Here is a 12,265-nt window from a genome sequence, read left to right as displayed (position 1 = left end):
CGGACAGGGCCGTGTGCCACAATCGTCCTGCCATCCGTCCGTACGGCCCGAGAGGTTCGCAATGTCGGGTATTCACGCGCGCAGTTCCCTGATTCTGGCTCTCTCGCTAACCGCTCTCGTGACGCTGTCGGGCTGCGTAGCGCCCGCCGAGGACGACGCTTCGCCCTCGGCGGCCTCGACGCCGACCGTGTCGGAGTCACCCTCGAACTCACCCTCTCCGACCACGTCACCATCTCAGACTCCCGGTGCGCTTCTGATCACGACGGACGGCATCGGTTCATATTCGCTGGGCGGGTCGTACACCGAGGCCAGCGAGATGCTCGGCGTGCCAGAGCCGGAAGAAGGCGCGGAGGACCGGTGCCCCTGGTTCGCCTCCGTCGGTGATCCGGACACGTTGATGACCTATCTGATTGCCGAGACCGCGGACTATGTGACCGCCACCGATGTGATTGTCAGTGTCGCCGTTCAGGGCAACGGCACCGCAGAACTCTCCCCCCAGACCGACGCGGGTGTCGGGTTGGGGTCGAGCGAGGGCGAGGTGCTCGCCGCCCACCCCGAAGCCGAACCGGAAGACGTGCTGTATGCGGATTCAGCCCTTCGCGTCACCGACGGTGACGGCTCGATGGTCTTCCAGTTCCGGTCGGGTGTCGTGTACATGATCACCGTGCTGCCGGCGAGTGAACCTGTCCCTGCGGAGTACTGCGCCTGAAGGTTTCGCAGCCCTATCCATGATGGCGAACCCGCCGCGCTGGGTGGTTTGATCGGCGGCTCGGATCGGGCAGAGTTGGCGCCGTCACCACCACCGACCTCAGCCGGGAACTGTGCCGCGATGTCGCCCCGGATCTGGCCGCCCGGGTGCTCCAGTAAGTTTGCCGAATGACGCCGGCAGAGATTACCGGACGACGCTTAGCCGGTCCGGTCAGGTGGACAGGTGCGGGGTGTCTCACTGCAGTCGCGGCGTCGGCCCTGATGCTCGGTGTCTTCATGATCGCGCTGGGTGCTTCGGACCAGGACCCGGCCGAAGGTGCGTTCGGGTGGGTGCTCGGCGCAGCTGGCGTTGGAGTCTGGCTGATGCTGGCGGCCGTTGCCGGCCGTATCGCGTTCAACGGCGGCCCCCGACGGCGATGGCTCGTCGCCCTTCCCGCACTGCTGAGCGCCGCGTGGTCAGGACTGGCGGTTCTCATGTTCGGCCACGCGATGGATCTCGTCTTCCAACTCTCGGGCATCTGGGCAACGTGGTCCGCTCCGCTGGTGACACTCGCCTTACTGTCCCTGACCACGGCAGGTGCGGTCCCGATAGCTCTCATGCTCCTCGTCGGGAACGTCCTTCTGCGTCTGCTGAGGAGCCGCCGCAGCGCCAGCCCGCAGCCCGCTGCTGAGGCGCACTAGATCTCCTGCGTCTCGTCCTGGAGACACAAGGCGCCCTGAGGCGGATCGTGATGCAGGCGATTCTCGCTTCCGCCAGGATGGCAGGGTGGGAGTAGACGACGATTCGTGGGCACCCCTTACCTCCGCGGTACTGCGCCTCCTGAACGAGCTAGATCCCTACGCACTCCAGCCTGGCTCTGAAGACGGAGCCCCCGCCGATGAATACGGTCCCGAAGCCATGCCCATGGCCGGCCATCTGATCAATCGCGGAGAGATCAACGCCGCTGACATCAACGACATCTGGGAGGCGTGGTTCGATGAGCCCCTCGGCACAGTCGAGGACCAACGCTTCGCGCGGTTCATCACGGACCTCAACGCTCTCGTCCGGCCGTCCCCCTGAGGGCGATCCGCCCGTGGGCGCAGCTGACACGTCACGCTGGAGGGTTGGGTGCGACGCCGATGGTGGCGTGTGCTGACACGACAGTTCCATCACCGGCTCGAAGGTCGGCGCCATCAGGCCAGCAACCCGCTGCGGCGCCGATCTTCGAGCCGTTCGTGTTCTCGCGCTCCTCTGCGCACAGGTCCGGGCCCATCGGCTGCACCGCGAAACAGAAACGCCGCCTGCAATCAGGCGGCGTTCTTGTTGCAGCGGTTCGGCGTACGAATCGAAACCCGTTCCGCGTGCAACCCGTGGTGCCCCCGACTGGAATCGAACCAGCGACCTTTGGTACCGGAAACCAACGCTCTATCCCCTGAGCTACGGAGGCGGTCTGAACGACGATACCACCGGCCGCTCGGCCTACTCGTCGCGGGGCCGGGCTGCAGCATCCGTCAGATCACGGGATCCGAGTCTTCGACAGGTTCGCCATCTTCGGTCGTGTCGGGTTCGTCGGTGATCGCGCCGGTCGGCTCGGCGTCGTCAACGGTGTGGTGGGTACCGAGTTCGTCGGCCTGGGCCCGACCCTGGTCGATCGCCTCTTCTCTGCTCGAGAAGCTCGCCGAAAGCTCGGGGCGCCCCTCGACGTAGTTCTCCCACTGACCACGGTTCGAACGGGTGTGCACTTCGTCTTGAGCCATGTCTGCGAGTCAACTCCGATCGGCGCGATGATTCAGCGGCCTTGACAGGGTCCTGCAAGAGTGAAGGCATGCGAGTGACCCGATTCCAGCCCACCGATGCCGTCGTCTGGCCGCGCCCCGATTCGAGCACGATCGCGCTCGTCGAAGACGTCGAGAGCCTCGACGAGGTGCTCGCGCTGCTCGTCGATCTGCGCGCCGAGCTCGCACCGGCGAGGGTGCTCGTCACCCTCGACGACGTGGCGCAGTGCACCTACACCAGCGGCCACGCGGGGGAGGACGAACGCCTGAGCCCTCCGCTCGACGACATCGACTGGGATGACCCGACGGCCGTGGCCGAGCGCGAAGAGGCGACCGTGCAGTTCATCTCCACCCAGCTCGACCGGCCGGAGTTCGCGGCGGAGTGGGCGAGTCTCAGCGCCGTCCGCGGGCTCGACCCGCGAGAGGTCGAAGCGCTCGTGCACCTCAACCGCGATCTCGACGAGGTGCTCGACGACACCGTGATCGTGCAGCGGGTGCCCGTGGCGCGAGACGACCTCGTGATCGCCGGAATGCCCAACGGTTACTTCACCTCCGACTGGAACACCTTCCAGAACCACGCGATCGTGCGTCGGCTGGCCCGCCACGGGTACCGCCACTTCGGCATCGGCGCCTCGTTCCTCGGTTTCGATCGGCCCGCGCCACCGGCCGAGTCGGACGTCGACGCCCTGGTCGCCGACCTCGTCGAGCTGTACGGCGCACCGACGTCTCGGTACTGGGCCGAGCTCCGCAGCATCCTGCGTACCCACCGCGTTCTGCTGCTCGGCTACACCGAGGATTTCGCCACCCAAGTGCTCGACTGATCCCGACCTCCGGGCGCGTGCCGAGCGCGCCCGAACCGCGTGCGAGGATTGCCCGGTGCAGCGCCTCGTGACCGCCGAACTCGACCTCGAGCTCGCAGCATCCGCCGACCTCATCTTCCAGATCACCGCCGCCGCGAACGTGCCGGTCACGAGCGAGCGGCTCACCTTCACGCAGGGCGATCGGGTCTACACGCCGACCGAGATCGTCGACCAGACGGGCAGTCGCCTGCACCGCTTCACCGGTGATGCCGGGCCGCTGATCGTCCGCTACGACGCCACCGTCACCGGCCCGGCAGCGACGACGCGCACGAGCGACCTCGAGACCATCACCTACCTGCGCCCCAGCCGCTACTGCCAGTCCGACGAGGTGTTCGCGCAAGCGCGGCGCCAGTTTCGCGGGCTGGTCGGCCTCGAGCTCATCGACGCCGTCTCGCAGTTCGTCGCGGCGAGTGTCGCCTACACGCCGGGCCTGAGCCTCGGCACCGACAGCGCTGTCACCACGCTTATGACGGGGCAGGGCGTCTGCCGCGACTACGCGCACGTCGTCATCGCGCTGCTGCGCGCGATGGACATGCCCGCGCGCTATGCCGCCTGCTACGCGCCGGGCCTCGAGCCCATGGATTTCCACGCCGTCGCGGAGGCCTACTTCGAGGGGGCCTGGTACGTCATCGACGCCACGCGCCTCTCCGACCGTCGCTCGCTCGTGCGCATCGCGACCGGCCGTGACGCCGCCGATTGCGCCTTCTTGAGCTATCACGGCGCGAACCTCACGCTGGATCACCTGCGGGTCGACGCGTGGATGACGGATGCTGCGCCCGCAGCCGCCGACGATCACACGGCCCTGGTGCAATTGGCCTGATCGTTCGCGCGGCGCGAGCCGGCCCGGGCGGTTCGGCGCGGAGCCGGTCCGTGAGGTGCGCGGCGGGGTGGTACGGAGTCGGTCCGTGAGGCGCGCGGCGGTTCCTCCCCAGCCGGGGCTTTTCGCGAGCTCTCCCCACCCTCCCCGCCAGGACTCGCAATGTCGGAGCCCCTCCGTACTATCGAAACTATGAACGAATCGCTGGATGCTGTGGTAGAGGCGCTCGACGCCGTGCGCCGGGCACTCGGCGGTCGTTCTCCCGAGTCGCTCAGCTCTGCCGAGTTGATCGCGGTGAACGCCGCGTTCGGCACCCTGCGGCGACGAATGGATGCTGCCTATCTCCCTGTAGCGGCCGAGATCAACCGCCAGTCGCGGCCGGAGCTCGGGAAGGATTCGCTCGCGAGGAAGCAGGGTTTCCGAAACCCGGCGACGTTGATCTCGGCGACGACGGGAACCAGCGTGGGCGAGGCCGCGAGAATCATGGCGGTCGGCGAGGCGACGGCGCCGCGCATGACATTGACGGGTCAGGCGAAGCCGGCGAGACATCCGCACGTGGCGAAGGCCGTGTCGGCGGGGCTGATCGGAACCCCGGCCTCATCGGCGATCATCACGATGCTCGATCGAGTTGCCTTGCGCGCCCACCCCGGTGCCCTGCTTCAGATGGAGCGACGGCTGGCCGAGGCGGCTGCCGGCCTCACTCTCGAGCAATTGCAGAAGCTGATCCAGCGTGCCGAGGCCGATCTCGACCCCGACGGCGTGGAAGCCCGTGAGGCCGAACTCCACGCGGAGCGGGCTCTGACGTTCCGCGAAGAGCGCTCGGGGGCGATCGTGATCAACGGTCGGCTCGATCCTGAGACGGCGGCGCCGGTGAAGGCTGCCGTCGAGGGTCTCGTCGCCGGGATGCTGCGTCGACGCGATGACAACAATGCCGTCCCGGGCGGTGCGGTGGTCGAAGATGCGCGCTCGGTGAAGCAGATGCAGGCCGATGCCCTCGCGCAGGTTGCCCGGCACGCCTTGGGATGCGGAGAGATCCCGACGGGTGTGACCACGACGATCGTCGTGCGCGTGAACCTCGACACCATCGAACAAGGGGTCGGCTCGGCGACGATCGACGGAATCCACCAGCCGGTGTCTGCCGCGACGGTGCGGCGAATGGCGGCGGACGCGCAGGTCATCCCGTGCGTGCTGGGTGGGGCCAGCGAGATCCTCGACTGGGGGAGGGCGAGACGCCTGTTCACCCCGGCGCAGAAGCTGGCGGCCGCGGAGCGCGACGGCGGGTGTTCCGGATGCGGTCTGCCACCCTCGATGACCGAAGTGCACCACATTCTGTGGTGGTCGCGACATCACGGCCCGACCGATCTCGACAACGCGCTGCTGCTCTGCACGTCTTGTCATCATCGGGTGCATGACGACGGATGGGAGATCCGGATCGACGGAAAGGGGGTGAATGCCCGGGTGTGGTTCACCCCGCCCGCGTCGGTCGACCCGGCGCGAACCCCGCGGCTCGGCGGCAAGGCCCGGTTCGACCTCGCCGCTTGACGCGGGTGGTGTGGCGGCACCCCGAGCCCGGAGTTCCAGTCGCTGACCTTGTCGAAGCGTCCGGGGGTGGCGCTCGCGCGACGACGCTGGCGAACGAGCCAACGGTGGACGCTTGAAAAGCGACCGAGCGACGGAGCGAGTGGCCGGGTGACAGAGTGACCGAGTGACCGAGTGACCGAGTGACCGAGTGACCGAGCGACGGAGCGAGTGGCCGAGTGACCGAGGAAAGCGAGCAAGCAGGCAAGCGCCCCGGCCGGGCCCGGACACACCGCAACCGTAGAATGGACAGGCTATGGATCCCGACCTTCTCTCCGCCGCCCTGCTCGCCGTCGTGACGCCTCTCGCCGAGGCGCGGCGCGAAGGATCGACCGAGGGGCTCACCGCCGCCGACCTGCCGCTCGAGCGCCCGAAGAACCGCGACCACGGCGACTGGGCCTCCAACGCCGCACTGAAGCTGGCGAAGAAGATCGGCGCGAATCCCCGCGAACTCGCGGCCGAGATCGCCGCCGGGCTCGAGGCCGTCGACGGCGTCGCGAGTGTCGAGGTCGCCGGGCCGGGCTTCATCAACATTCGACTCGACGCGGCCGCCGCCGGCGCCCTCGCGAAGACCATCGTCGAGGCCGGCGCCGCCTTCGGCTCGAACGAGAGTCAGCGCGGCAACTCGATCAACCTCGAGTTCGTCAGCGCCAACCCCACCGGGCCGCTCCACATCGGCCACACGCGGTGGGCGGCGCTCGGCGACTCGATCGCGCGCCTCCTCCTCGCCAGCGGCGCGACGCTCGTGCGCGAGTTCTACATCAACGACGCGGGTGCGCAGATGGAGCGCTTCGGTCGCTCGGTGCTCGCGGCCGCGCTCGGCGAGCCCATTCCCGAAGACGGGTATCCGGGCGAGTACGTCAACGACCTCGGCGCCCGCGTCCGAGACGCGGACTTCGACGGGGTCAAGGGCGGTGTGCTCCACGCCTCGCGCGAGGAACAAGTCGCCTTCACCACCGAGCTGGCTTATGCGCTGCAGCTCGGAGAGATCCAGGCCTCGCTCGAACGCTTCAACGTGCACTTCGACGTCTGGTTCTCGGAGCGCGTGCTGCACGCCCGCCACGACGACCAGCCGAGCCTCGTCGACGAGGCCGTCGACCGCCTGCGCGAGCAGGGCCACGTCTTCGACGAGGAGGGCGCCGTCTGGGTGCGCACCACCGACTTCGGCGACGACAAAGACCGGGTGATCCGCCGCTCGAATGGCGAATACACCTACTTCGCGGCGGATGCTGCGTACTACCTCAACAAAGGTGACCGCGGCTTCGCGCACAAGATCTACCTGCTGGGCGCCGACCACCACGGTTACGTCCACCGTCTGAAGGCGCTGGCGGGTGCGGCCGGCGAAGACCCCGAGAAGAACGTCGAGGTGCTCATCGGGCAGCTCGTGTCGATCAACGGCGCGAAGCTCAGCAAGCGCGCGGGCAACATCATCGAGCTCGACGATCTGCAGGAATGGCTCGGCACCGACGCACTCCGCTATTCCCTCGGGCGTTACCCGGCCGACTCGCCGTTGACCCTCGACCCTGAGATCCTCCAGAAGCGCACGAACGACAACCCTGTCTTCTACGTGCAGTACGCCCACGCGCGCACGCACAACGTCGCGCGCAACGCCGCAGCATCCGGAGTCGACCGCTCGGAGTTCGCCCCCGAGCTGCTGGCGCACGAGACCGAATCGGCCCTCCTCGGCGCGCTGCAGGAGTTCCCCCGCGTGGTCGCGTTCGCGGCGGAGGTGCGCGAACCCCACCGCGTCGCCCGCTACCTCGAAGAGCTCGCCGGGCTCTACCACCGCTGGTACGACAACTGCCGGGTAATCCCTCTCGGCGACGAGCCCATCGGGTCGGTGCATCGCACCCGCTTGTGGCTGAACGACGCCACCGGACAGGTGCTCCGCAACGGCCTCGACCTGCTCGGTGTGAGCGCTCCGGAACGGATGTGACCGCATGACCGACGCCTACACGCTGCCCTTCGAACCGGTGGGGCAACCGCGGCGTCGGAGGCGCCTGTGGCCCTGGATCGTCACGCTGGTCATCGTGCTGGTGCTGGTCGGGTCTGCCGCGTTCGGCGCCGAGTGGCTCGCGCGCGGGGCGGTGACCGGTGGCATCCGCACGCTGATCGTGTCTCAGCTCGGCCTGCCCGCTGATCAGGCGGTCGACGTCGAAGTGACCGGCATCGTCATTCCGCAGCTCATCTCGGGCACCCTCGACGACGTCACCGTCGCGTCCGACGACGTCTCGTTCGGCCAGCTCTCGGGCGACGTCCGCGTCAACATCACCGACATGCCGATCCGGGCGGATGCCGCGGCGGGCCCCGGATCAGCGACCGTGAGCCTCGACGAGACGCAGCTGCGGGCTCTGCTGTCGACCGTCGACGGTTTTCCGGCGGATGCTGCCGGCATCGCCGCCCCCGACGTCGCCCTCTCGACGGAGTTGGGCGCTTTCGGCATCAGCATCCCCGTCGGAGTGGCGCTCCGCCCCGCGGCGTCGGAGGGCGACCTGACCCTGACACCGGAGAGCTTCACGGTCGGCGGTGCACAGGTCGGAGCCGACGGCCTCCGCTCGCAGTTCGGGGTCATCGCCGACACGGTGCTCCGCACGTGGGACATCTGCATCGCGCAATACCTGCCGGCCGCCCTCTCGCTCACCTCGGTCGCCGTCGAGGGGTCGGAGGTCGTCGCCGACTTCGACATCGACGGCGCCGTGATCGTCGACTCGACCCTCCGGCAAGACGGCACCTGCTGATCTGTTCACCTCCCGATTCGTTTCCGTTCGCCGACCGGACGGTTGCCCGCCCGGGCGATGCCGCCACACTGCGTGAATGGTCCTGGAATCCGAACGCACCGAGGTGCTCACCCCTGTCGCTCCTGTTCCAGACGCCGAGCACACGGCGGGAGAACCCCGTCGCACCGGGCGGGTCGTGGCGATCGTCGCCGTCATCCTCGCCTTCGTCGTGATCCTGTTCGGGATCGCCGACTGGATCGCGCGCTCGGTCGCACAATCCACGATCGCAGAGGCCGTCATCTCCGAGGCCGAGCTTCCCGCGACCCAGCACGTCGAGGTCGACATCTCGGGGCTCCTCCTGCCCCAGCTGGCGGTGGGGGTGCTGAGTGAGGTCACGATCTCTTCCGAGAATGTGAACATCGCGGGCTCCGCCGGCGACGTGTCGGTCACGGTGCTCGATTTTCCGCTCGCCGACGAGTCGCCGGTCGCCGAGGGGCGCGGCGAGGTGCGTTTCAACGCCGCCCAGCTCACCTATATGAGCGTGGGTGCCGGGGCGGCGGGCTCCTCGTTCGGCTTCGATGGTGCCGACGTGACGCTGTCGGTCGATCTTCCGGCCCTCGGTGAGGGTGCGTCGGTGGGGGTTGCGATGACACCGGGGTTCGCCAAGGGGGCGATGACACTCGCGCTCTCTTCGGTGCGGGTCGGCGAGACCGAGATGACCGCCGAGGCCATCCGTGCCCAGTACGGCGACGAGGTCAGCGCAGAGCTGCAGCCGCAGGCGCTGTGCATTGCCGAAGACCTTCCCTCTGTCATGCGCTTCACCTCGATGCGGGTGGAAGGGCAAGAGCTCGTCGGTCGGTTCGAGATCTCGGCGACGTCGCTCGACGAGTCCGCGCTGCAGCAGCGCGGCACCTGCGCCTGACGCGTCGGCCCGGGCGGCACGCACCCGTGCCCTAGACTTCAAGCACCCGCGGCGTGGGGCGACCCCACGGCATTCGTGTCGCGCGACCGACGCCGCCGCATCCGTCGATTGGTCCCTCCGTGTCCGCCTCGCCTGCCGCGCCGCTCGCTCCCGAGTGGTTGTCCATCCCGCACGACGCGAACGCACTCTCTTCGCGCATCTGGCCGGCGTCCGCCCGCCGTGACGACGGCGGGACGCTCGAACTCGGGGGAGTGTCGGCCGCCGAACTCGTCGCGACCTTCGGTTCTCCCCTCTACGTCGTCGACGAAGACGAGGTACGCGCCCACGCCCGCCGCGCCCGTGACGCGTTCGGCTCCGCTGCCGCCGCGCACGGTGTGAAAGCCCGCACCTACTACGCGGGCAAGGCGTTCCTCAGCACAGAGATCGTCCGGTGGGTCACGAGCGAAGACCTCTCGGTCGACGTCTGCACCCGCGGTGAACTCGAGGTCGCCCTCGCGGGGGGCGCCGATCCCGCACGCATCGGCTTCCACGGCAACAACAAGTCGGCCGCAGAACTCGACCGCGCCGTCGAGGTGGGTGTCGGTTCGATCATCGTCGACAGCCCGATCGAGATCGAGCGTCTGGCGGCGATCACCGAGCGTAGGGGCGCCGTGCAGAACGTGCTCGTGCGCGTGCGCACGGGAGTGCACGCCGAGACCCATGCCTTCCTCGCGACGGCCCACGAAGACCAGAAGTTCGGTTTCTCGATGACGGATGCTGCGTCCGCCGTCGCCCGCATCCGCGAGGTCGCCGGACTCCGCTTCATCGGGCTCCACGCCCACATCGGCTCCCAGATCTTCGACGCTTCCGGATTCCGCGCCTCCGCCGCCCGGTTGGTCGAGCTGCACGCCGAACTGCTGGCCGGGGGAGAGATCCCCCTCCTGAACGTCGGCGGCGGATTCGGCATCGCCTACACCTCGAACGACGATCCGCGCCCCCTCGAAGAGATCGCCGCGGGCATCGTCGACGCGGTGGCGGCAGAGTGCGCGGCGCGCAGCATCCCGATTCCCGACATCGCGTTCGAGCCCGGCCGCGCCATCGTCGGTCAGGCCGGCGTCACGCTCTACGAGGTCGGCACCGTCAAGCCCGTGCGCATCGGCGACGATCTCGAGCGCGTGTACGTGAGCGTCGACGGCGGCATGAGCGACAACGCCCGCCCCGCCCTCTACGGCGCGCAGTACAGCGCGCGACTCGCCTCACGCACGAGTGACGCGGCACCCGCACTGAGCCGGGTCGTCGGGCATCATTGCGAGTCGGGCGACATCGTCGTCGATGCCGAGTACCTGCCGGGCGACGTCGCAGCCGGTGACCTGCTCGCGGTGCCCGCGACGGGCGCCTACTGCTTCTCACTCTCGAACAACTACAACTACACCCCGCGGCCCGCGGTCGTCGCCGTGCGCGACGGAGCGGCCAGGGTCATCGTGCGGCGCGAGAGCGTCGCCGACCTGCTCTCCCGCGACGTCGGAGTTCTCGTCGCAGAAGATGCATCGATCGAAGGGATCGCATGACCGACTACCGCCGACTGAGAGTCGCCCTGCTGGGCGCCGGGTCCGTCGGGTCGCAGGTGGCCTCGCTGCTGCTGCGTCACGGCGACGAGCTCGCCGACCGCGCCGGTGCGACGCTCGAGCTCGCCGGCATCGCCGTCCGCGACGTCGATGCGAAGCGCGATGTCGACCTGCCCCGCGAGCTGTTCACGACCGACGCCGAACAGCTCATCGTCGGAGCCGACATCGTCATCGAACTCCTCGGCGGCATCGACCCGGCGCGCGCCTACGTACTGCAGGCGATCAACTCGGGCGCCGATGTCGTCACGGCGAACAAGGCGCTCCTCGCGACGCACGGCCCCGAGATCTTCGACGCCGCCGATCAGGTCGGTGCGCAGGTCTATTACGAGGCCGCCGCCGCAGGCGCGATCCCGATCATCCGCCCGCTCCGCGACTCGCTCGCCGGCGACCGCGTGCAGCGCATCATGGGCATCGTCAACGGCACGACGAACTACATCCTGGATCGGATGGATGCCGAGGGCGCCGACTTCGACGACGTTCTGGCGCAGGCGCAGGCACTCGGATACGCCGAAGCCGACCCCACGGCAGACGTCGAGGGCTACGACGCGGCGCAGAAGGCCGCGATCCTGGCCAGCCTGGCGTTCCATACCGCCGTGCCGCTCGAGGCCGTGCACCGTGAGGGCATCACGAACATCGACAGCTCGATGATCGACGCGGCTCGCCACGCGGGGTACGTCATCAAGCTCCTCGCCGTCTGCGAGCGGCTGCCCGGGCACGGCGACACCAGCGAGTCGATCTCGGTGCGCGTGTACCCCGCGCTCATCGACCGTTCGCACCCGCTCGCGAGCGTCCACGGCGCCAACAACGCGGTGTTCGTGCAGGCAGAGGCCGCCGGAAACCTCATGTTCTACGGCGCCGGAGCCGGGGGAGTGCAGACAGCATCCGCCGTGCTCGGCGACGTCGTCTCGGCCGCCCGCCGCCACGTCGCCGGCGGCGTCGGGGTCGCCGAATCCACCCGCGCGAACCTGCCGGTCGCACCGATCGGCCGCGTCATCACGCGCTACCAGATCACGCTCGAGGTCGACGACCAGCCCGGCGTCCTGGCCACGATCGCCGGCATCCTGAACGAGGGCCACGTCTCGATCGCGACCGTCGAGCAGACCGTGATCCCCGTCGGCACGGGCGTCGCCGACCCTCTCACCACCTCGGGGGCAGACTCTGACCCCGAAGATCACCCGAAGGCCCGTCTGGTCATCGGCACACACAAAGCACGCGAGGAAGACCTCAGCGAGACCGTCGATCGACTCGCCGCCACCGGCGTCGTCGACCGGGTCGTATCGGTACTGCGGGTAGAAGGAGACTGA

12 protein-coding genes and 1 tRNA gene are annotated in these 12,265 nt (G+C 68.7%); 11 read left to right on the top strand and 2 right to left on the bottom strand.

Features of this window, described 5'->3' with window-relative positions; all coding sequences use genetic code 11:
- Nucleotides 1–61 precede the first annotated feature (61 nt).
- The 3 genes from ACFXQA_RS00830 (at nucleotide 62) to ACFXQA_RS00820 (ending at nucleotide 1,768) form a co-directional block, all read left to right on the top strand.
- Nucleotides 62–709: a hypothetical protein gene (locus ACFXQA_RS00830; RefSeq protein ID WP_394517889.1), complete on the top strand. Its 648-nt coding sequence runs from the start codon at nucleotides 62–64 to the stop codon at nucleotides 707–709.
- 260 nt (nucleotides 710–969) lie between these two features.
- On the top strand, nucleotides 970–1,389 hold the full coding sequence (locus ACFXQA_RS00825) for a hypothetical protein (protein WP_394517888.1): 420 nt from the start codon (nucleotides 970–972) through the stop codon (nucleotides 1,387–1,389).
- A gap of 217 nt (nucleotides 1,390–1,606) precedes the next feature.
- Nucleotides 1,607–1,768, top strand: coding sequence for a hypothetical protein (locus ACFXQA_RS00820; protein WP_394517887.1), 162 nt, complete (start codon nucleotides 1,607–1,609; stop codon nucleotides 1,766–1,768).
- 291 nt (nucleotides 1,769–2,059) lie between these two features.
- Here ACFXQA_RS00820 and ACFXQA_RS00815 read toward each other — a convergent pair.
- Together ACFXQA_RS00815 and ACFXQA_RS00810 are read right to left on the bottom strand one after the other, a co-directional pair.
- Nucleotides 2,060–2,135: transfer RNA gene (locus ACFXQA_RS00815), tRNA-Arg, on the bottom strand.
- 64 nt (nucleotides 2,136–2,199) lie between these two features.
- A complete protein-coding gene (locus tag ACFXQA_RS00810; protein ID WP_394517886.1) occupies nucleotides 2,200–2,445 on the bottom strand; it encodes a DUF2188 domain-containing protein in 246 nt (81 codons plus the stop codon).
- A gap of 68 nt (nucleotides 2,446–2,513) precedes the next feature.
- Between ACFXQA_RS00810 and ACFXQA_RS00805 the strand changes: the two genes are divergently transcribed.
- From ACFXQA_RS00805 to ACFXQA_RS00770, 8 genes are all read left to right on the top strand, one after another.
- Complete coding sequence (locus ACFXQA_RS00805; RefSeq protein ID WP_394517885.1) at nucleotides 2,514–3,284, top strand: hypothetical protein; 771 nt, start codon at nucleotides 2,514–2,516, stop codon at nucleotides 3,282–3,284.
- A 55-nt stretch (nucleotides 3,285–3,339) separates the two neighbouring features.
- Complete coding sequence (locus tag ACFXQA_RS00800; RefSeq protein WP_394517884.1) at nucleotides 3,340–4,143, top strand: transglutaminase-like domain-containing protein; 804 nt, start codon at nucleotides 3,340–3,342, stop codon at nucleotides 4,141–4,143.
- Between the two features lie 189 nt (nucleotides 4,144–4,332).
- The gene (locus tag ACFXQA_RS00795; RefSeq protein WP_394517883.1) at nucleotides 4,333–5,682 is read left to right on the top strand and encodes an HNH endonuclease; all 1,350 of its coding nucleotides are present in this window, start codon (nucleotides 4,333–4,335) and stop codon (nucleotides 5,680–5,682) included.
- Nucleotides 5,683–5,974: 292 nt separating this feature from the next.
- On the top strand, nucleotides 5,975–7,654 hold the full coding sequence (locus tag ACFXQA_RS00790) for an arginine--tRNA ligase (protein WP_394517882.1): 1,680 nt from the start codon (nucleotides 5,975–5,977) through the stop codon (nucleotides 7,652–7,654).
- A 4-nt stretch (nucleotides 7,655–7,658) separates the two neighbouring features.
- Nucleotides 7,659–8,456 carry an LmeA family phospholipid-binding protein gene (locus ACFXQA_RS00785; protein WP_394517881.1) on the top strand — a complete coding sequence of 266 codons (798 nt, stop codon included), beginning with the start codon at nucleotides 7,659–7,661 and terminating at the stop codon, nucleotides 8,454–8,456.
- Nucleotides 8,457–8,532: 76 nt separating this feature from the next.
- On the top strand, nucleotides 8,533–9,357 hold the full coding sequence (locus tag ACFXQA_RS00780; RefSeq protein WP_394517880.1) for an LmeA family phospholipid-binding protein: 825 nt from the start codon (nucleotides 8,533–8,535) through the stop codon (nucleotides 9,355–9,357).
- A 119-nt stretch (nucleotides 9,358–9,476) separates the two neighbouring features.
- Nucleotides 9,477–10,904, top strand: coding sequence for a diaminopimelate decarboxylase (gene lysA / locus ACFXQA_RS00775; RefSeq protein WP_394517879.1), 1,428 nt, complete (start codon nucleotides 9,477–9,479; stop codon nucleotides 10,902–10,904).
- On the top strand, nucleotides 10,901–12,265 hold the full coding sequence (locus ACFXQA_RS00770; RefSeq protein WP_394517878.1) for a homoserine dehydrogenase: 1,365 nt from the start codon (nucleotides 10,901–10,903) through the stop codon (nucleotides 12,263–12,265). The genes lysA and ACFXQA_RS00770 overlap by 4 nt, the downstream gene beginning before the upstream one ends.

Source organism: Microbacterium shimangi (assembly GCF_043556445.1).
Lineage (GTDB): Bacteria > Actinomycetota > Actinomycetes > Actinomycetales > Microbacteriaceae > Microbacterium.
Note: the sequence above shows the minus strand (reverse complement) of the source record. Positions and strands in the feature narration are given on the sequence as shown.

Bases quoted from the DNA above. Each gene is read 5' to 3' on its own strand.
- ACFXQA_RS00810 (WP_394517886.1), bottom strand. From the start codon at position 2,445: ATGGCTCAAGACGAAGTGCACACCCGTTCGAACCGTGGTCAGTGGGAG.
- ACFXQA_RS00805 (WP_394517885.1), top strand. From the start codon at position 2,514: ATGCGAGTGACCCGATTCCAGCCCACCGATGCCGTCGTCTGGCCGCGC.
- ACFXQA_RS00795 (WP_394517883.1), top strand. From the start codon at position 4,333: ATGAACGAATCGCTGGATGCTGTGGTAGAGGCGCTCGACGCCGTGCGC.
- ACFXQA_RS00785 (WP_394517881.1), top strand. From the start codon at position 7,659: ATGACCGACGCCTACACGCTGCCCTTCGAACCGGTGGGGCAACCGCGG.
- ACFXQA_RS00770 (WP_394517878.1), top strand. From the start codon at position 10,901: ATGACCGACTACCGCCGACTGAGAGTCGCCCTGCTGGGCGCCGGGTCC.
- ACFXQA_RS00790 (WP_394517882.1), top strand. From the start codon at position 5,975: ATGGATCCCGACCTTCTCTCCGCCGCCCTGCTCGCCGTCGTGACGCCT.
- ACFXQA_RS00820 (WP_394517887.1), top strand. From the start codon at position 1,607: ATGCCCATGGCCGGCCATCTGATCAATCGCGGAGAGATCAACGCCGCT.
- ACFXQA_RS00780 (WP_394517880.1), top strand. From the start codon at position 8,533: ATGGTCCTGGAATCCGAACGCACCGAGGTGCTCACCCCTGTCGCTCCT.
- ACFXQA_RS00830 (WP_394517889.1), top strand. From the start codon at position 62: ATGTCGGGTATTCACGCGCGCAGTTCCCTGATTCTGGCTCTCTCGCTA.
- ACFXQA_RS00825 (WP_394517888.1), top strand. From the start codon at position 970: ATGCTCGGTGTCTTCATGATCGCGCTGGGTGCTTCGGACCAGGACCCG.